The 19,210-nt window shown below is 35.5% G+C and carries 17 protein-coding genes; 3 read left to right on the top strand and 14 right to left on the bottom strand.

Annotation, left to right across the window (positions count from 1 at the left end; genetic code table 11):
- Positions 1-54: 54 nt before the first annotated feature.
- From C0Z22_RS09510 to proB, 5 genes are all read right to left on the bottom strand, one after another.
- Entirely contained in the window at positions 55-1,530 is a 1,476-nt protein-coding gene (locus C0Z22_RS09510; RefSeq protein WP_103218132.1) for a sodium/proline symporter, read from the bottom strand.
- Between the two features lie 111 nt (positions 1,531-1,641).
- Positions 1,642-1,836 carry a hypothetical protein gene (locus tag C0Z22_RS09515; protein WP_103218133.1) on the bottom strand — a complete coding sequence of 65 codons (195 nt, stop codon included), beginning with the start codon at positions 1,834-1,836 and terminating at the stop codon, positions 1,642-1,644.
- Between the two features lie 62 nt (positions 1,837-1,898).
- Positions 1,899-2,702: a pyrroline-5-carboxylate reductase gene (locus C0Z22_RS09520; protein ID WP_103218134.1), complete on the bottom strand. Its 804-nt coding sequence runs from the start codon at positions 2,700-2,702 to the stop codon at positions 1,899-1,901.
- 24 nt (positions 2,703-2,726) lie between these two features.
- On the bottom strand, positions 2,727-3,965 hold the full coding sequence (locus tag C0Z22_RS09525) for a glutamate-5-semialdehyde dehydrogenase (RefSeq protein ID WP_103218135.1): 1,239 nt from the start codon (positions 3,963-3,965) through the stop codon (positions 2,727-2,729).
- The gene (proB, locus tag C0Z22_RS09530; RefSeq protein WP_103218136.1) at positions 3,949-5,094 is read right to left on the bottom strand and encodes a glutamate 5-kinase; all 1,146 of its coding nucleotides are present in this window, start codon (positions 5,092-5,094) and stop codon (positions 3,949-3,951) included. The genes C0Z22_RS09525 and proB overlap by 17 nt, the downstream gene beginning before the upstream one ends.
- A gap of 245 nt (positions 5,095-5,339) precedes the next feature.
- On the opposite strand from proB, the gene C0Z22_RS09535 reads away from it, so the two are divergent.
- Together C0Z22_RS09535 and C0Z22_RS09540 are read left to right on the top strand one after the other, a co-directional pair.
- Positions 5,340-6,776: a hypothetical protein gene (locus C0Z22_RS09535; protein ID WP_103218137.1), complete on the top strand. Its 1,437-nt coding sequence runs from the start codon at positions 5,340-5,342 to the stop codon at positions 6,774-6,776.
- 13 nt (positions 6,777-6,789) lie between these two features.
- Complete coding sequence (locus C0Z22_RS09540) at positions 6,790-7,815, top strand: succinylglutamate desuccinylase/aspartoacylase family protein (RefSeq protein WP_103218138.1); 1,026 nt, start codon at positions 6,790-6,792, stop codon at positions 7,813-7,815.
- Between the two features lie 32 nt (positions 7,816-7,847).
- On the opposite strand, the gene C0Z22_RS09545 is transcribed toward C0Z22_RS09540, so the two are convergent.
- The 9 genes from C0Z22_RS09545 to C0Z22_RS09585 form a co-directional block, all read right to left on the bottom strand.
- Positions 7,848-8,798 carry a hypothetical protein gene (locus C0Z22_RS09545; RefSeq protein WP_103218139.1) on the bottom strand — a complete coding sequence of 317 codons (951 nt, stop codon included), beginning with the start codon at positions 8,796-8,798 and terminating at the stop codon, positions 7,848-7,850.
- Positions 8,799-8,808: 10 nt separating this feature from the next.
- Positions 8,809-10,080: a lysine N(6)-hydroxylase/L-ornithine N(5)-oxygenase family protein gene (locus C0Z22_RS09550; protein WP_103218140.1), complete on the bottom strand. Its 1,272-nt coding sequence runs from the start codon at positions 10,078-10,080 to the stop codon at positions 8,809-8,811.
- A gap of 20 nt (positions 10,081-10,100) precedes the next feature.
- Positions 10,101-11,825, bottom strand: coding sequence for an IucA/IucC family siderophore biosynthesis protein (locus C0Z22_RS09555; protein WP_103218141.1), 1,725 nt, complete (start codon positions 11,823-11,825; stop codon positions 10,101-10,103).
- A complete protein-coding gene (locus C0Z22_RS09560; protein WP_103218142.1) occupies positions 11,822-14,020 on the bottom strand; it encodes a GNAT family N-acetyltransferase in 2,199 nt (732 codons plus the stop codon). The genes C0Z22_RS09555 and C0Z22_RS09560 overlap by 4 nt, the downstream gene beginning before the upstream one ends.
- The gene (locus C0Z22_RS09565; RefSeq protein WP_103218143.1) at positions 14,013-15,206 is read right to left on the bottom strand and encodes a hypothetical protein; all 1,194 of its coding nucleotides are present in this window, start codon (positions 15,204-15,206) and stop codon (positions 14,013-14,015) included. Before C0Z22_RS09565 ends, C0Z22_RS09560 begins: the two co-directional genes overlap by 8 nt.
- A complete protein-coding gene (locus tag C0Z22_RS09570) occupies positions 15,203-16,486 on the bottom strand; it encodes a PepSY domain-containing protein (RefSeq protein ID WP_103218144.1) in 1,284 nt (427 codons plus the stop codon). The genes C0Z22_RS09565 and C0Z22_RS09570 overlap by 4 nt, the downstream gene beginning before the upstream one ends.
- 71 nt (positions 16,487-16,557) lie before the next feature.
- Complete coding sequence (locus C0Z22_RS09575; protein ID WP_103218145.1) at positions 16,558-17,076, bottom strand: hypothetical protein; 519 nt, start codon at positions 17,074-17,076, stop codon at positions 16,558-16,560.
- 176 nt (positions 17,077-17,252) lie between these two features.
- The gene (locus tag C0Z22_RS09580) at positions 17,253-17,483 is read right to left on the bottom strand and encodes a hypothetical protein (RefSeq protein ID WP_103218146.1); all 231 of its coding nucleotides are present in this window, start codon (positions 17,481-17,483) and stop codon (positions 17,253-17,255) included.
- A 93-nt stretch (positions 17,484-17,576) separates the two neighbouring features.
- Positions 17,577-18,029 (bottom strand): ankyrin repeat domain-containing protein, encoded by a 453-nt coding sequence (locus C0Z22_RS09585; RefSeq protein ID WP_103218147.1) that lies wholly within the window; start codon positions 18,027-18,029, stop codon positions 17,577-17,579.
- A 238-nt stretch (positions 18,030-18,267) separates the two neighbouring features.
- On the opposite strand from C0Z22_RS09585, the gene C0Z22_RS09590 reads away from it, so the two are divergent.
- Complete coding sequence (locus C0Z22_RS09590) at positions 18,268-19,161, top strand: hypothetical protein (protein WP_103218148.1); 894 nt, start codon at positions 18,268-18,270, stop codon at positions 19,159-19,161.
- Positions 19,162-19,210: the final 49 nt, after the last annotated feature.

Raw genomic sequence — 19,210 nt, forward strand, 5'->3', positions numbered from 1 at the left:
CCTCCTAAAAATAGGAGGGTAACCGTAATTGGGTATAAATAATCGACCAAGGAGTTAGCTATTGGCTTCATTTACAAGCTTTGAATTTTTCATTCGATTATCAACAACCTTATTACTAGAAACGATTTCATTTAATGGTGTGTTTGAAAGAACAAAGTATGTGATTAGTCCTGCCATGATACCTGGGGCAACTTCATAGATAGTCGCACCGTAACCAAGATTCATCCAAACGATTGTCACGACTCCACCAACAATAACCATAGAAATAGCAGTTATTTCAGATACCTTCTTACCAATTGCATAGATAAAAAGGAGTGGGCCAAAGCAAGCAGCTAGTATTGACCAAGAAAGAAGAACCAACTCAAACACATTCTTGCTTCCAAAAAGGGCAACACAAAGAGCAATAATTGTCGTACCTGCTGTTGCTAGCTTTGTTAGATAAATATTATCTGATTTTTTAGGTAAAATATCTCTCGTAAAAGCTGCAGAACAACTAAGTACCTGAGAGTCGGCAGTCGACATTGTTGCAGCAAAAATACCTGCAAGGACAACACCAATCAGTAACTCAGGTAGAAGTTTTTGACTCATTAAAGGTAGTGCGAGTTCAGCATCAAAATTTGCTGAGCTTGGTAAGAGAAGTCTTGCAGTTAGACCAACACCAATTGTTAAAATTGTAAAAGCAATAAACCATGCATAGTAATACAATTTAGTCTTTGCCATATTCTTAGTATCATCAATTGTCATAAATCTAATCATGATATGTGGTTGTCCAATAACACCAAAACCAGCAAATACCCAACCTAATATAAATAAACCGATTCCCGTTCCACCTGGTACATTAAGTCCAGTTGGAGTGAAACTTAAAAACCCAGGAGATACAGCATCTAGTTTTGTCACATATGAATTAAATCCACCAACTTCATTGATTCCAACAAAGAAAAGTAGCCCCATTGCAATAATCATGACAAATGATTGAGCTGCATCTGTCCAAATTGATGCGCGAATCCCACCTGATAGACAGTAAGCAAAAACAATGACTGCACCAATAATAGCACCAGTACTATAATCCCATCCAAAGAGAACGTGTAAGGCCTTAGACCCTGCCTTGAATTGAGCAGCAGCATAAACACCTAAAAATAAGATAGTAATGATACCGACTAACAATCTAAGTTTCTTAAAACTTGTTCCACGTTGCCAACGAGAAAGAACACCCCCAAAGCTTAATAGGTTTTCTTTTTCAGTAACATCTCTTAGCTTCTTGTGAACAAAGAAACTCATGACCATATCACCAACAATCCAACCAATCATTACCCAAGAAGATTGAAGTCCACTCGTATAGGTATAGCCAATAAGGCCAATAAACATATATCCACTATTATTTGTTGCCACAGCAGATAAAGCTGCAAGCCATGGTGGTGTGGAATGTCCTGCTAATAAATAGTCAGAATTATTTTTCTTACTTTTTAAACTTGAAGAAACTCCAATCAAAACAAAGAGGAGTAAAAAAAAGAGGAAACTGTAAACAATCATTTAACAATCCTTTTTTTGGCACAGCTATCCGTTCACTTAAAGAATACAAAGCGCTAGCGAACAAGATGAGCTCTTGCTTATTAATAAAATACTAAATTAAAAACTTATTCATTAGAGTATCGAGAGGCAATTCTCTTCATCTTCAATTAGGCTTCGACGAAGGAAAGATGTCTCTCTTAGCGCCTTACCATGCCCCTCTTCACAAATAGAAGTCTTCTTTTGTACTTTAGTTTTGCGGGACTGTTTCTTATCAACGATACTATAACTTACTAATTGTACTAATTTTTCAGATTTCTTATTGTTCATTTAATTACCTTAACATTGTCTAGATTCATTAAGAATTGATTAATTTACTAATTAGGTTATCCCTAAGACTCACGTAGTTGGGCCGAGCGAAGGATCGCTTTATCAATTCCCATCCTCACAAATGCATCGACACCATTATCCTTAAAACTTTCAATCGCCTCTATCGTAACGCCCCTTTTAGACGTTACTTTCCCGATTAAATCATCTAGTTCACTCTCGCAATTAATCAATGCACTCTTTGCACTTCCTCGAAATAATTGGCTAACGATTGCTCTGGATTCAACTGATCCTAATCCCCAATCCTTCAAAGAGTCTTCTAGAGTATTCATAAAATAATAAACAAAGGCCGGGCCAGATGCCGAAACAATGGTTACCTGATCAAAGAGTTCCTCGGTACTCATTTTTAAAATTAAAGAGCTATCAGAGAGAAGCATTTTAATAAAATCGAGTTCATCTACTTCCACATTCTTCGAAGAACTAAGAAGACAGATTCCTTCAGAGTATTCCATAGGTAAACTTGGCATCAATCTGATTACCTTTGTCGTATTTAAGAGCCTACAAATCTTTTCTTGATCGATTCCGGCCATGATAGAAATGATAACTTTCTTTGAAAGGTCCATACTCTTTAGAGACTTTGCTAATTCTTCAAATTGTTGAGGTTTACAGCCAATCAAGAAATAGTCTGCATCACAAGCTTCTTCTAAATCAACAATTGCCTTTCCCTCTACTTCTTTAGCTAGTTCAACTGCTCGAGTGTGACTTGGCGTATAAGTGAGAAATTCATTTTTTACTTTTTGGCCTCTATACATTGCACGAACAACTGCGCTGGCCATATTTCCGCAACCGATTACTGCAATTTTCTTCATCACTACTCTCCTTGCTCTATTAAATTATGATCTGACCTGTCCATCACCGACGACAACATAGCGAGAAGTCGTCATTTGTTCGACACCCATTGGCCCATAAGCATGTAGTTTCGTTGTTGAGATTCCAAGTTCAGCACCAAGGCCTAGTTGAGCACCGTCGTTAAATCGAGTTGAGGCATTAACCATGACACAACTTGCATCAACGCTTTTTAAGAACTTAAGACAATTGTCTTCATTAGTTGAAATAATACATTCTGAGTGATTACTTCCATACTCTCCAATATGCTCAATAGCATCATCAAGAGAAGAAACTGTTTTGATTGATAAAATATTATCTAAATATTCTGTCGCCCAGTCTTCAGAAGTTGCTTTAATGAATGAACCTTTTGTCTGTTTTGCAAATTCTTCATCAACTCTTAATTCACATCCTTTTGCCAAAAGTCTTTTCGCAATTTTTTCATTTACTTTAGGAAGAATGTCTTTATGAATTAGTAGTGTTTCAATTGCATTACATACACCGGTTCTTTGTGTTTTTGCATTCTCTACTAAAGTCACGGCCTTCTCAATATCAGCTTCGCTATCAATATACATATGACAAAGGCCCTGGTAATGAGCAATGACTGGCATTTTGGCATTTTCAAAAACATGATTAATTAGGCCATGTCCACCACGTGGTATAACAACATCAATCTCTTCTTTAAGACTTAGTAAATCATTTAAAACTTCGCGATTATCTGATGCTAAAACTTCAACGACACTCTTATCAACATATTTCGATATCGCCTCCTGAATGATCTGTCCTAGAACCTCATTTGAATGCTTGGCCTCTTTTCCACCTTTTAAGATGATGGCATTTGAAGATTTAAGCGCCAAGGCAGCGCAATCAACAACAACATTTGGTCGACTTTCAAAAATCATTAGGATCACCCCTAGTGGAACCCTCTGACGTTTTATCTTTAAACCGAGATCATTAGTAAATTCGTTATAAAAAGTACCAACGATTTCAGGTTGTTCCTTAATCGTTTTAACTCCAGAGATAATGTCATCAATTCTTTCATTAGAGAGCTTTAGGCGATCAACCATTGCTTTAGAAAGATCATTTTTAAAAGCAGCATCTAAATCAAGTTGATTCTTTTGTAGAATTAACTCACGATTTTTATCAAGGGCCCTAATAAGATCATCAAAAATCATTTCTTTTGTTTCACTACTCAATTGTAGTAATTCTCTTGACGCCTTCTTTACTGTACTAGCTAATTTTTTCATCAATTATTTCCTTTTCTAAAATTAAGTTTATTGTATGGACAACCTCGATTGATGTTCGAAAACCAATAACTTCTTCGATTTCATCACTATGGCGTCCCATAATTTGTTCAACTTCACAGTGGCCATACTCACAGACCCCGGAAGCAAAAACTTCTCCATCACAAAGAATATCAACACAGTCCCCTTTATAAAATTGGCCAAAAACATCAATAATCCCTTTTGGTAAGAGTGACTTATTTTCATTAAGAGCTTCGAATGCACCTCGATCAACTTCAATATAACAATTTGGTTTTTTCATTGAGAGCAGCCATGCTTTGCGCTCTTCCGGGTCATAGGCATTTTTAGGTGCAAAGTAGGTTCCTATGTCTTTAGTGAGTGGATCTAAAATTAGGCGCTCATTTTCCATTGAACTAATAATCGCCTTTATACCTATAGGAGTAATTTTTGTGATGGCGTGAACTTTTGATTCCATTCCACCTTTTCCTACAGCAGTCTTTCCTTGATAATCCACGTCCTCTAGAACATCACTTCCAAATGGAACAATAGCGATTCTCTTTGCATCACTAAAAGCAGGATCTTTATCATATAGGCCATTTGTTGAAGTGATCATAAGCAATGCATCGGCATTAATCATCTGAGCAGTTTGCGCAGCAAGGTGATCATTGTCTCCTAAGGCGATTTCGGTAAAAGAGATCGTGTCATTTTCGTTAAGAATAGGCGTAATATTATTTTTCAAAAGTACATTTATACTTTGTTTTGCATGTAGGTTGCGCTTTCTATTTCTAAAGTCATCATGGGTTAGAAGAATTTGTGAACATATTTTTTGATTCTCTTCAAATAGTCTTGAGTATGTATTGATAAGCTTTGGTTGCCCCACGGCACTTGCAGAGTGCTGAAGATCAATTTGACCTCTTCTTGGTAAGTGCTCCTTAAGAAAAGACTTCCCCACACTAACTGCACCAGAGCTTACTAGGACGATTTCGATCCCTTCATCAATTAGCTCACATATATCCTCTACTATTTTTCTAACCTTCCTTGTATCTAATTTTCCGCTGTCTTTTGTAATAACGTTACTTCCAACTTTTACAACAAGGCGCTTCACACCCTGTAGTTCTTTACGAAGTCTCATTCCTTCCCCTTATCTTGTTTAAAAACAACATGACATAAATTCCAATAAACCAAAAGTGAGACATTTCAAGATTAGGGATAACCGAACGAGCAAGTCTCTGACTAGAGTAGTCAACATATACTAGTATATTGTATAGAGCTCTTAAAAATTTAATAAAAATTACAAAATATTCCCTACAGAATTAGGGATTGAGATTATAATATTTCCATTAACTTATGCTTTAGAAAATACAATTTGGAGAGAACTTGAAAAGAAGAATTGAAGTTATTAAGCCTGATAATTTTGAACAAGAGAATCACTTTTATCCGAAGGCCTTGAACTCACAACTACACCCTCTAGTGAGTCACTTTTTTAATTTAGATCACGAAAGAATTATCAAAAGATATAGTCATTTAAATCCACAAATTTGTACTGACACGTTGAGAGAAATTCTATCTTATGAAAGTAAGCACTTCTTCTGGGGTGGCTCTGACTTATTTTATGTAACAACTCAAGCTGGTAATCGCCGCATGGTAGTTCTTGAAACAAACTCTTGCCCTTCAGGACAGAAGTCGATGCCACCAAGAACAGATGCAGATGAGCACAGAGGTTATAAATTTCTAATCGAAAACTCATTCATACCAGCACTAAAGAAAAGAAAGAAGAAACTCCCACCCGGAGCACTGGCTGTTATCTATGATAAGAACTACATGGAAACATCGGGATATGCTTCAACTATTGCAGACCTGACAGGAGAAGAAGTTTATCTCGTTCCTCACTTCAATGGTGAAGAACAAATGGCCGATTTTGAAAACGGAGTTCTTCACATCACTCTTGAAACAGGAGAAAGAATTCCTATTCGTGCGGCTTTTAGATATGTAACTCAAAAGCCATGGAATAGAATTCCAACGACAACGAAGACCTTCATCTTTAACTCGACTCTTGTTTGTCTTTCAGGTGGACGCAATAAGCTTCTCGCAAATAAAGCCTACGAACTCTATAACTCACAAATTGCAGAATCAGGTTTAAAAATCAATATGCCTGAAACAATTAAGGATGTTAATAAATTAGAAATTCCTTTATGGGTTCAAAAGTTTGGTGGAAAAGCAGTTATTAAAATTCCTTATTCAAATGCTGGCCAAGGTGTATTTACAATCACAAACCAAGATGAGCTAGATGCCTTCATGCAAATGGATTATCCATATGACCAATTTATCGTTCAAAGTTTAATTGGTCACTATGAGTGGAGTTCAACAAGTGAGTATGGGAAATTCTTCCATATTGGGACGGTTCCAAATAAGAAAGGAAATATTTATATCGCCGATCTAAGACTTATGGTCTACTCTTCACCTAAAGGCTTTATGCCATGTGCAGTTTATGCTCGTCGAGCGAGTAAACCTCTTGAAGCAACATACCCAAAAAATAGTTGGGAAGTTCTAGGAACAAACTTATCAGTAAAGAAAGGTGAAAACCTATGGGACTCTGACACATCAAGACTAATGCTAATGGATCAAAAAGATTTTAATTCACTAGGAATTGGTACTGACGATCTAATTGAGGCCTACATACAAACAATTCTAACAATTGTGGCCATTGATAAGATGGCAGAACAACTTATAAGTAAGAAAGGGACTTTCAGAACAAAACTTTTTAGAAGTTTAGATAATGATAACTCTCTCTTTAACGAGATCATGATCTCATAGCATAGGAAGTACAATGGGTGGAATACAAGTCATTAAGACCACTGAAGAAATTGATTTAAACTCTTTTGCAAAAGGTGAAGTACACCGTTTACAAATACACCTTTCAGATAACGCACTAGGAGTACCTTGGCGCGTGCCGATCATTATTATGAAAGGAATTGAGGATGGGCCAGTTGTTGGGATTACAGCAGCTGTTCACGGAAATGAACTAAATGGTATCTCAACAATTTTTAAAGTTATTGAAGAGATTGATCCGAAGAACTTGAAAGGAACTCTCATCATGGTTCCTATTAGTAACGTACCAGGTTACCTTACAAATCAGCGTCGCTTTATTGATAATGTTGACTTAAATCGTATTATGCCAGGTAAACTTACTGGGAACCCTAGTAATGTTTATGCTTACTACTTCACTCAAAAAATTGTTTCGAAGTTTGACTACCTACTCGATCTTCATACAGCAAGTCATGGCCGTGTGAACAGTCTTTACTTAAGGGCCGATCTTGAAAAAGAAGAAACAAGAACCCTGGCCTTCTTGCAAAACCCACAAATTATTGTTCAAAAATATGATGAAGAAGGAACGCTAAGAGCATGGGCGAATGAACAAGGAATTCATGCTATTACTGTTGAAATCGGTAATCCAAATGCTTTCCAACATGCTCTAATTGATGAGACTCTCGATGGAATTAAGAACACACTTCGCTACTTCTCTATGATTGAAGGCGATGTGAAAGATATGATTACTGATGCAACAATTTGTGACCATTCTTACTGGATTTATTCAACAAAAGGTGGAATTGTTGATGTCCTTCCAAAACTTACTCATCGAGTGCAAAAAGGCGAAGTCATCGCAAAAGTTTACGATGTCTTTGGACAAGTTAAAGAAGTCATTTGTGCTGACCGTTCTGGAGTTGTTATTGGAAAGAATGTTAGACCTAACTGCGAGGCAGGACAACGTATTGTGCACCTTGGAGTAGACCTAAAAGAAGCATTACCGGAAGAAATTCCTGGCCACGATGATTTTGAAATTTCAGAGAAATAAAAAAAACCAAGGGGGATTCAATCCCCCTTTTTTTATAAATTCACATTAAGTGTTAGTCCAACATTTGTGCGATCGGCACGAATATCTTCTGCAATGAAGCGAATATTAGGTGCAATTGAGATATCGCGATTAAAGAAGTATGTAGCTGCAATAGTTTGTTGAAGAACGCGCTTTTCAAGTTTACTCTCACGTCTTAGTGTATAGCGAGAGAAGATATCTGAAATAAGTCTTAAAGAAATATTGCGCTTCAAGTACATTTCAGTTGATAAACTTACCTGATACTCTCTTTCTCTTTGATATGGAAGAAGCGAGATATCAAAACCCATATACTTTGTCGTCGACTTATCAAAGAAGTACTGAGTCAAAGTGGCAGTTGCCGCAATATAAGCGAATTTAGAAATACGGTACGCCATTGCTTGTGAAAAAGCGGCAGCAGAATGATAACCATAATCTTTTTCTGTTCCACGAGTTACATACTGATACTTTAGAAATGAAACATTTTGTAATTCACCAATTGTGTATGTTTTAAAGTATGAAAGAACAGGATTATCAATATCAAGCTCTTGTGAGTTGTCATCAAATTCTTTTTGAATAGAAGCTGTCGATGCCGTGTGGTTTGAATGAAATGGAGTTGCCATATACATTCCAGCTTGAAGAGAAATATTATCTGATTTCGTGAGGCGATATTTAGCACCAAAGACACCAGATATATTTGTCAAAGAAGGATTACCTTCTGCATTCTTAATATTAGGTCTTTCTGCACTTGTTAAGTCATTAATTGCACCACCTTTGTAAGCAAAAGTTGAGTAAAATGACCAACGCTTAAGAGAGCCCGACAAAGTCTTTAAAGTTGGGTTTTCGATTACCTCTTCCTTTGTATTAAAAGATTCGGCTTTTTTTACTTCTGCCTTTGACTCATTTGCCGGGGCAGCAGATATAGTAATTGAAAGTATTGAGAAAAATAGTAACGTTACTAGCTTCATTGTCTCTCCGTTAGTTAAAAAAGCTTAAAAAGCTTTCGCTATTATTTGTAGTTTTGTATTTAGTTTCGCCAACGAGGTCATTAGCAATCATGGCCGAGCGCCAAGACATTAAACTTGTTTGTGGATCTGCTACACCATGGCCATGGCGACTAAAATTCATTGAATAGATCTTCCCGTTTTCAATCGTAGTCTGGATGCTATAATCCTGTCCTACAATTATGCGCCCCTTAGAATCCTTTGTAATCTTATCTGCAATTCCATCCAGAAAACTAGGTAGAACACTTTTAAAACCTGTCGCCAAGATAACAATATCGGCATCGATAAATTCTTCGTTTTGATTAAGTAAATTATCAACAACTAATTTATATGATTCTCCTTGCTTCTCAATCGCCTTAAGCCAGCGCATTGGAGAAATTGTATAATCAGGAAGTTTCTTTAAATAGAATCGGTCAAGATATAGTTCATTATACATTTCTTGTAAGTATTGAGGAGTGTTACCATCACTAGCTAATAGCTGGCTTTGAGTATATGAATCTTTTTGCTCTTGAGATAGAGAGTGAAAATTAAGTACAAATTCAGGTGTAAATATTTCATTTGTAAATGGAGCTTCATCAAGTGGTTGTAAATTATGTCTTCCGCTTAACAAGGTAACCTTTTCTACTTTTCCCCACATTCCATTTAGAGCATTTCTAAATGTTTCGACTCCCGTCTGTCCCCCACCGATAACAACAACTTTCTTACCTTTAAGATCAAGTTTCTTCATTTGCTTAGACTTAGCGTGAAAAAGAGTCTCAGACAGGAATGGCCTTGCACATTCTGGTATATTTTTAGTTGGGCCAGAAGCGACACAAATATTTTTCGTAAAGTAACTCCCACCTTCCTTAATCACCTCAAATTTTTCACCATCGTGCTTTATATCAATTACCTTAGATTCGAAATCAATATCATCACAAAGTTGTTTTGAAACCCACTTGCAATAGTCTTGAAACTCATAGCGGTTAATCGCCTTACGATCCGTATTTAAGAAGTGATAAAATTGTCCATTTTCAACTAAGTAATTTAGAAAACTAAAGATACTTTTAGGATCAACAGGAGTGACAAGATCCTTTAAGAAAGAAGTTTGCATCATCGCATCACCAAACATCAACTCAGGATGCCAACTAAATTCTGGTTTATTATCTAAGAATTTACTATTAATTTCACTTAAAGGATTTAAAAGAGCTGCTAAACTCAAATTAAACGGTCCTAAACCGATTCCAACAATGTCATATATATTCTGCATTTAACTACCTCAACTCAACCCTAACTATTTTTAACAAGAGGATTTTTAATATTACTTCCAAGCATTGGTTTAAGCCTTTCCCCTGTTTCGCTGTAACCAGCTACAAAGCGAACAGTATTAACCAATACCTTTTCAAATTCATTTCTTAATAAATTAACCTTACCAACAGGAGAACAATCGACTTGATAGTTTGCTACAACTTCACCAAGTAAGTGATAAAAGTCCTTTTCTTTAAAACCTAGACATTCTTCAACAACTCTCGAGAAGTAGCGTAAGACTGTGATAAAGTGTCCTGTGATAAGATCGTGAATCAAATACTCTGGTGGTAACTTATCAAGCTCAACACCAAAATCAGCTTCGCTATGCTTTGAATCAGATGCCATTCTAAAGTCACCATGAAAGTCTTTGATAATAAGTTTATTAGGTCTTGCACCTTTAAGAGTCAGTATCGTATTTTGTCCGTGAGCAACAAGGCCCAATCCATGTTCTACTTGTAAGTGATAAAGAGGAATGACAACAACTTCAAAGTATTCTTTTAACCATTCTTTAGTACCTAGGCCCGATAATTTAATATATTCACTAACAAGAGATTGGTCATCTTTAGTGAATAATAGTGCCGCTGTAGGAATTGCGAGCTCATCATCAGCAATCTTATTCTCTACACTTTCTCGCCATACACACCCAAGTAATTCCTTATAGCGATATGAGCCACCGTCGATACGGTTAAACTCAGGTAGCGGACAGCTCATTGCTGCAACTTCTTTTAATATATCGACCTTATCAACAAGAAAGCTATCTGACTTAATGATGCTCTCAACCTTCTGTGATAAAAGATGTCCTTTTGAGACATATTTTTGAGGAATTCCTCTTACACTAGATGTATTTAAAATTGAAATTGCGACTTTTAAGTCAAATTTACTCTCACGAGAATTAGAAGATAAGGTTCTAATAGAAACCTGTGGAGTATATTCTCTTCCCATGATTCCAAGTGGTATAAGGGCATTTTGATAAATTAAGTGTGCAAATTGAACACTTATATATTTACTCCACTGCCAAGGATGTACAGGAATGAAAACAAAATCATCACTATTTGCGCCAGTTTCATGAACTAGCCCTTTAGCAAATTCAACTTCGCTATTCGACAGGGAGTCTTTATAGAGATCATTTAGTTTTAATTGTTCTTGATCAAGGCCTAATTCAAGATACTCTTTTTTTATTGCACACCAATGTAGCTTGTAGCTGTTTCGTGTTTCTGGTGCATACTTTAAGAGTTCATCACTTCCCCATCCGAGGCGTCCCTTATTCATAATAATTTTTGGGTGCCCTGAAAGAATTTGATCAATTTTATTAAAATTAAACTGTGCAATCTCATTAAGAGAAAGATTCTCTAGAGAGTGATAATGAAGGATATCTCCATAAATAGTCTGATTACCTTCTTCGATAAATTGTGCCAATGTTTCATCACTCATCTTTGTAAGGTATTGAGTCTCGTAGAAGAAATCTGCCAGAGTAAATTCCATGATAACCTTTTCACCACTTACTTTGTGAAAAGTACTTTTATCAATTTGAAGGTTTCCCCATGCACCAATACGGCCATGAAAGCTATAATAGATGCTATCATTTATCCTAAAATTAAAACGATCATCAATAAACTCAACATTAAATAGTTCTTCAAACTGAAGTTCTTCAATGGCCTTAATGATTAGGTTTTTATGTAATTCATAGAATAGCTGAGTATTGATCATGATTGAACCTCGCGCAAAAACCTTGTACGATCAGCTTCTAAGAGATTTGATGTTTTATGTGGAAAATCAAAAACTCCTCTATGTTCCCATCCCGGAAGAAGCCTTGCTAAAGTTAAGACCTTCTTATTATCAACACGAGGCTCCCCCCACACCTTTTGAGTTCTTTCATCATCTTCAAATAAGAATTTAGTTAAATGAAAAATTGAATCAAAAACGGCACGAGTACCTAAGAACTTCTCTTCTCCAATTAAAATGTGGATTCCTCTATCATATAGTGAAGCATCACAATAAGGAGCAATCCTATCATCAAAGCTCCAATAAACTTCGAAGTATCCAGCTTGTTCTCCATCGATATCCACAATCATTGGAAGTTGGTATGGAGAATCTTTCAGGCCCTGTACATAAGCTCTTAGTTCCTCTATCGACTTATTCATTTCCCAAAATTCATAAACATACTTCTTATTATGCCATTCATGAAACTTTTCAAGATCTTCATTCAAATCAAATGCACGAAGAGTTATCTCGTGATTATGCTTAGATTTTGCACGATAAAGCTCGCCTTCATAGACACGAGGTTTTCTTAGAAGAGTACTAATAGGATTAGGTATTTTATTATAAATATCCCAAGGATTTTCAATTGTATTTTCGTTAATATTGCTTACACAACATCTGAAATTACCTTTTTGATAGAGAAAGTCACTGTTAATTAAATAATTTAGAAATGTTGATTTATGATGCGCTTTAAAAATAAAATTTCTAAATTGTCCTAAATGAAATAGCTCGGCCTTAGCATCACCATTTGCAAGCGAGATAATGGTATTAAATACTGAGTTGATAATTAAGTAGTATGTATATACTTTGTTAACATCATCAGGTGAAAGAATATTTCCCTTTGTGCCACTAATAAATTCATACTTAGAACCAAATTTTTCCACACTCTTTGTTGTAAATCCAGTCCCCTGACAATCACGGTATATTGTCCCAACAGGTAACCCATCTTTCATTTTTAGGATGATATTTTGCATATGAGCACCTAGAAGAATTCCGTGCTCTTCAGAAAGAGTAATAAACTCCCCTATGACATTTTCAAGAAAGGCTTCAAACCAGTACTTTCTTGCTAAAAAGATATTCCCGCAAGCCTTCTTTGCATTTCCCTCTACTAAGCTTAAAAGATGTGACTTTCCTGTATAAGGATTCTCTTCAGCAAGGCTACCTAGTAGAAAACAATTATCTGTCTCAAAATTTTCACGTAACTGAATTGTCGATTCAATAATAGCATTACCATCTTGTCCCTTAAGAGCAACATAGAATGGTTCATAAAGAATATGAAATTTATCACTAAAGTTTGCGACCCCTTCATTTTTGAATACAGTTTCCATCTGCATTCCACGAATAGCTTCTTCTGGTTGAAGATGCCTTATCGAGTTTGTTAGCTTTACATCCATTGAATACTTAACTAAGAAAGGTGCTCCATATGAATATAGAGATCTAAGGGAAGAAAGTGCATACCAATCATTAACACCACTTGCAACTTCCACTATGCCATTAACTAATTCTTTCTCTTTTAAACGACGCCACTGCCAAGGATGCATTGGAATATAGACGAAAGGGTCATCGATATCTTCTAAATCAAATTGAGCAAGCTTATTCATAGCTGTAGAAACTGCAAATAGCTCTGCATTAGTATGGATTGATTCTTCTCTACACTTTATCCAGATCAACTTAAATCCATTAGAGAATTCAGGTGAATAAAGTTTGAGATCCTCTTCACTCATTCCCTTTTTACATTTAGGATAAGGGTGAAATGGATGTCCAAGAAGCATCTTTTGTTCACTAGTAAGGTAGCTATCAATATTCACTTGTGGATTATATTTAAGAATCAACTCGATATTATCGCGAGAGTTAATTATATTTTCGATAAAAGTAGAATCAACATTAGAAAAATTAGGCACTAAGTGAACAAGCATCTCATCAAAAGTAAGCTTTGTTTTATTGAAGTAAATATCACCAGTATAACGATGCCCACCGAGAGGAGAATATGACTCAAGTTCAAAAACAAGATCACCAATCAATACATCACTATTTTCAACATCAACTTTAACAAGATTATCTTCTGAATAATCTCTTATCATTGAGTTAACTAATGCACGAATACTATATTTATCAGCAAGCTGCCTATAATTTATATTAACCATTAGTCGCTCCGCTTAGTTCTTCGCTCGTATCTGAAGTACTGTATTTGAAACTTATTGAGATCGCCCCTACTACTAAGGCCACAAATAGAAAAAGAATATAATTTGTAAAATTGTACTTAATAATTACACCTGACATTATCGCTCCAAGAGCGTTGCCTAGGGTTTGATAAAAACTGATCTCACTGGCAACAATCTGCTTTGGAGAGCTAGGGTTCAAGTTATAAATATGTCCCATATATAAAATTGGAATAATTGCAGCTCCAAATGAGAATAGAATGATGAATCCGTAAAGTGTTTCTAAGCTATTTACTCTAGAGAATGAGTAGAAACTAAATAAAAGAGAAACAATTGCCAAAGTAGAGAATATTTTAGAGTTAATAAGTTTTAACTTCTTTAAAATTAACTGTGTAAGAATTATGACAAGAGATGCAAGAGTCAGCAGCCAATAGATAGTAGCGGATTGCTTAATTTGACCAATTAATATGTCTCCAACCACACTCGTGATACTAGTGTGAAAAAATGAAGTCATAAATGTATAAATCAATGGAATAAAAAGAAGTGGCATTATCAATTGCTTAGTATCAGTATCTTTCTTTCCAGCGATAGTTTGAATTTCGTTGATTCCGCTCTTAAAATCAAACGGAATTGTTAAAAGAAGCATAATGATCAAAACTACTAAGCTCAAATTGAGATTAAATGCGAGAAGTCCACCTAGTACCAATCCAACAAGCCTTCCAGTATTTAGAAAAATAGTTGTTTCAAGAATACCACTATGAGTATCTTTGTATCGGCCAATCTTAACAATTTGAGAAAAAGGAATAATAGAGCTTGCACTCAATGCATAAATAATTCGAGATATAACAAAGAAAATGAGAGACAGCCTAACATTACCAGAAGTAAATGTTGCTAAAAGGGCCAGATTCGACATGAGCAATCCAAACTGAGCAATTCGATAGATAGTCTTGGCCTTAAGTTTAGAAAAAAGTGCGGCCCACTCCTTTGTCATAAAAAGAAAGAAGAAGATCGAAAACCCATAGATAATTATGATTGATGTAATATCAAGATTCGTTACCATAGCAATTTTCGGTATAAGACCAAGAAGTATAGTTTGGGCCGCACCAAAAACAAAACAAAGGCATGAGATGGCCTTAGTAAAATTGTCACTTATTTGAAGTTGAGAACTCAAGAGATACTCTCCTTCTGAATTCTCTTCTTTTTTCTTAGAGAAGAAATAAAAACTATCAAATCACGCCAAGAGAAAACTAAGTAGACTAAAAACAGTGCACTTAAAATCCATTTAAAATCAGAAGTAACAAAGAAAATGACAAAAACAAATAAGCTAGGAAGTAGAATCTCAGTAAACGAAATATTTACATCACTTATTAAATTACCATTATACTGCTCACTCCTTGCTACTAAGTATTTTTTTCTAAATAAGAAAATATAGATTCCACTAATTGGTATAAAAGAAGAAATAAGACCGAAAAGACTCCAAATAATCTTAAGAATGACTCCACCATAATCGCCAAAGTGCAGAGGTTCTGAAAGAATGAGAAGTTCTAAGTACCATGGTAACGTTACTGTGCGGTTTAACTTTCCTGTTATTCCATCAATATAAGCGATCTCGTGATGATGACTTTCATTTTCCATCAATACAACAAATTGATTTGGTACTGAGAATTCATTATCAGGAAAAGAAATAAAGTCATATTCTAAATGAGCAAGTTTTGATTCTAGTTCTTTTAAAATTGTTGTGACCGATACATACTTTGCATTTTCGATGACAATTGCATTCTCTTGCTGGGCCTTTACATTTCCTCTTAAAAAGAGACCAATTAATGTACTATTGAATGCTAAGATCGCTCCAGTAAAAGTAACAATAAAAAGCCATGCAAGTGTTTTAACGCCGATTATTTTATGAAGACGCCCAAGCATAATTCGAGAGTTCATTGTTCTTACGTTACGGTAGAACTTATTTGCAATAAAAGCACCACTTAGAAGAGCAACGAGAAAGAACACTCCCATAAGCCCTATTAAAATTTTACCTTTTCCACCTAAGAGTAACTCACGATGTAGCTTTAAGACGAAATCAATAAAGACCGTAGGCTTGACTTGATTTGATGTCAGCACATTACCAGCAAGATCAAATTTTAATCTTGTTGCACCTTTAAACTTTTCAACACCTGGCTCTGTTATTCGTGCTTGAATATCACCATCATCACCTTTAAAAATTGAAAGTACTTTTTTATCTTTGTAAATTTCATTTTCATGTATGTAATTTTCAATTTTTGAAAGAGAGGATTGATCTGAAACAAAAGCGCTCTGCTGTTCTACCGAATGAACAGGAGATAATTCGTGACGCCAAACGAGAACAACTCCTGTTAAGCCTAACAAGAGAAAGTTAATCGCTAGGACTAAGCCTAGAATACGATGAATTTTTAAAAATTTTCTTACTAATGAACTCATAAAATTAAGTAAAAAGCAGGAACCTTATACTTTCTTACGAAAGAAAGGCCCTGCTTAATATCAAGGATTTTTTATAGTCTTTTATAAACCATAAAATCGATACCAATATGTGTTGCACCTTCGCCGCAAACTTCAGCTGCACCAGTTGCAGGAACCATAATTGTTGCGTGGTGAGGGTGTCCCCAGTATAGGTAATCATTGTTTGCAAGCTGAGCATCAAGAACTGCCTTACCTTCTGAACAATCTGCTGAAGCATCAACCTTAGAGAAAGCTCTTGAATCGACTAGGTCAATTGTAGAAGCTGCGTTGTCTGCAAATAGGATTGAAGAGTATGAACACTCAACACCATCTACATTCTCAAAAGTTGCCTTGATTAGAATATTATCTAGTGTGTAATCAGTTGAAAGCTTTTCAAATTTAACATTCATGTTGTTGTGAGAAGCCGGTGCATTTGTGTAGTCAGTAAATGCTGCACATACATAACCTTTATGCTGTGCAAGCCATCTCTCACCTTCAAGAACAAGGTCAGTGTTTGCGATAGCTGAAACTGATAGTAGTGATAATAAAGCTATAAGTGATTTTTTCATCATGTTTATTCTCCTTTAAGTTTATGAAGAATAAATATCTGAACGAGTTTGAGATGTCAAACAATAATCTACACATTTAAACAAATGATTGCTAATAAAGACACTTTTTTGAAGTAAATACTTGAAATTTGGTAAAAGTGGCCCTATTTGGAGACATCAACAGGGCCTTTTTGTTAGATTTAGCGAATTGGATCACGCCCTTCGATCTTACTAAGGATGCGAGTTTCGCCAGACTTTTTAAACTTTGATTTAAATGAATTAGAAGAATGAACAACTTCATTCTCTAGGTTACGATGAGAGCTCACCTCTTGTGAATCGTATTTATGTTCACAAAGGGATTCAGCTGTTGCCGAAAGGCTCACCATACTTGCACCAATAATTAGTGTCGTAAATAATGTATGAACTTTCATATCCATCTCCTTTGATGATTAATTATCCGTTAATTAATCTTCGCAAGAAATAGGATTAAAATAAAATACTGAGTCTTTATGGCGCCATAGACATTACCTATTAAACCATGCAATGGACTTAAGTCCATTTTTGACGAGGCCATAATAGCTCTTGATTCGATCATTTTGAAAATGGTGTGTTTCACTAATAAATGAGACTATTTTTTTTCGATTAAATGCCATTGCCCAATCATGTGCACTCATTCCAGAATCATTTATTTCGCAAAGCTTTGCTCCATATTGAATAAGTAATTTTACGATTTTTAAATCACCTTTTAAGCAAGCTAGCATCAATGCAGTATTGCCAAGGCCGTCTTTAGCGATTGGATTTGCTCCAGCGCTAAGTAGTGTATGACAAAAGTCAAAGTGACCACGTTGGGTAGCCTCTAAGAGTGGCGTATAACCTTTTTCATTTTTGACCTCTAAGTTACATTCTTCATTTGTGAGTAAGTAAATACTTAACTCACCTACATCACCACTTCGTGCCCAATCAAAAATTTTAGTCATAACTTCTCCTGATAGATAATTCTACGGAGAAGTCATCTCGTCTATAAAGTGAAGATGGGATAAGTTTAATTAAGCCCCTTAATCGTTATTTGCCTATTATTTATTGAATTAAGCTATATTGGTGCCGTACGCAAAAATCTTTCTTGTTGTATATTAAGATTTTATTAAGAATTTCATTGATCTTTTACATCAGTCTTTAGACAATATTAGTCTATAAAAACATACACATGGAGTGATTATGAGAACAATTGTTAAAAGTTCAAAGTTACTTATGCTAATTCTAGCAGCTGCAATGACAGTTCAAACTCATGCTCAAGAAGAAGCAAAAAGTAAAAAAGATGGAGACATCGACAGTGAAATTACAAACGCTAGACTAAGAGCTCAGTCTGGTTCAAAATCTGACTACAGCTTAAGTCTTTCACTAGGTTACAATGGTGGTACACTTGATGACATCTTTGGTGAAGAAAGACCAGATATCTATGGTGACCCAGAAACAGAAACAAAAACATCTTTTGGTGGTAGTTTCGCAGGTAGATACCGTTTCAATAAAAATGACAGTATGACTGTTGGTGCAGGTTTCTCTGTACTAAACCCATGGGGACACTCAGAAGGTAACGTTGATAACCCATATATCGGTTATTCAAGAATTTACAAGATTGGTGATTTCCAAACTTCAACTTCAGCAGACATCACTTTTGGTACAGCAGAATCTTATAAAGCTGTAGATCTTAAGCAAGTTGTAAGCGCGTCTCACAACATGATGAAAAGATTTGAAGGAACAAACCTAACTGTAGGAGCTTCAGTTTCTTTAAGTGCATACTTCTACGGTTCAGAGCCTGAAGTTGCAGTATCTAAAGAAGCAATGACAGAACTAGCTGTTGGTTTCTACCCACAACTAGAGTACGTATTCAACGATACATTCTCATTTAGAACAGTATTTGGATACTTTAACTACCAAAAGTCTAGAGGTGAAGATTCTAAACTTCTTAGAGCATATGAATATCAGTCAGTTGGTGTTGGTATTTCTGTAACTAGAGATATTTACGTTTACCCAAATATCCAGTTCCTTGCTGATGATCTTGATGCAGACAAAACAAACTTTGCAATCTCTGCAGACATCAATATTCTTTAATAAATTTAAAGTATACTTAGGCCCGGTTATCCGGGCTTTTTTTTTTGCT

The sequence above is a fragment of the Halobacteriovorax sp. DA5 genome, from assembly GCF_002903145.1.
Taxonomy (GTDB): Bacteria; Bdellovibrionota; Bacteriovoracia; order Bacteriovoracales; family Bacteriovoracaceae; genus Halobacteriovorax_A.

What these genes read in the sequence shown, in the direction of transcription:
- C0Z22_RS09510 (WP_103218132.1), bottom strand. Translation starts at nt 1,530, where the DNA reads ATGATTGTTTACAGTTTCCTCTTTTTTTTACTCCTCTTTGTTTTGATT.
- C0Z22_RS09515 (WP_103218133.1), bottom strand. Translation starts at nt 1,836, where the DNA reads ATGAACAATAAGAAATCTGAAAAATTAGTACAATTAGTAAGTTATAGT.
- C0Z22_RS09520 (WP_103218134.1), bottom strand. Translation starts at nt 2,702, where the DNA reads ATGAAGAAAATTGCAGTAATCGGTTGCGGAAATATGGCCAGCGCAGTT.
- C0Z22_RS09525 (WP_103218135.1), bottom strand. Translation starts at nt 3,965, where the DNA reads ATGAAAAAATTAGCTAGTACAGTAAAGAAGGCGTCAAGAGAATTACTA.
- proB (WP_103218136.1), bottom strand. Translation starts at nt 5,094, where the DNA reads ATGAGACTTCGTAAAGAACTACAGGGTGTGAAGCGCCTTGTTGTAAAA.
- C0Z22_RS09540 (WP_103218138.1), top strand. Translation starts at nt 6,790, where the DNA reads ATGGGTGGAATACAAGTCATTAAGACCACTGAAGAAATTGATTTAAAC.
- C0Z22_RS09545 (WP_103218139.1), bottom strand. Translation starts at nt 8,798, where the DNA reads ATGAAGCTAGTAACGTTACTATTTTTCTCAATACTTTCAATTACTATA.
- C0Z22_RS09550 (WP_103218140.1), bottom strand. Translation starts at nt 10,080, where the DNA reads ATGCAGAATATATATGACATTGTTGGAATCGGTTTAGGACCGTTTAAT.
- C0Z22_RS09555 (WP_103218141.1), bottom strand. Translation starts at nt 11,825, where the DNA reads ATGATCAATACTCAGCTATTCTATGAATTACATAAAAACCTAATCATT.
- C0Z22_RS09560 (WP_103218142.1), bottom strand. Translation starts at nt 14,020, where the DNA reads ATGGTTAATATAAATTATAGGCAGCTTGCTGATAAATATAGTATTCGT.
- C0Z22_RS09570 (WP_103218144.1), bottom strand. Translation starts at nt 16,486, where the DNA reads ATGAGTTCATTAGTAAGAAAATTTTTAAAAATTCATCGTATTCTAGGC.
- C0Z22_RS09575 (WP_103218145.1), bottom strand. Translation starts at nt 17,076, where the DNA reads ATGATGAAAAAATCACTTATAGCTTTATTATCACTACTATCAGTTTCA.
- C0Z22_RS09580 (WP_103218146.1), bottom strand. Translation starts at nt 17,483, where the DNA reads ATGAAAGTTCATACATTATTTACGACACTAATTATTGGTGCAAGTATG.
- C0Z22_RS09585 (WP_103218147.1), bottom strand. Translation starts at nt 18,029, where the DNA reads ATGACTAAAATTTTTGATTGGGCACGAAGTGGTGATGTAGGTGAGTTA.
- C0Z22_RS09590 (WP_103218148.1), top strand. Translation starts at nt 18,268, where the DNA reads ATGAGAACAATTGTTAAAAGTTCAAAGTTACTTATGCTAATTCTAGCA.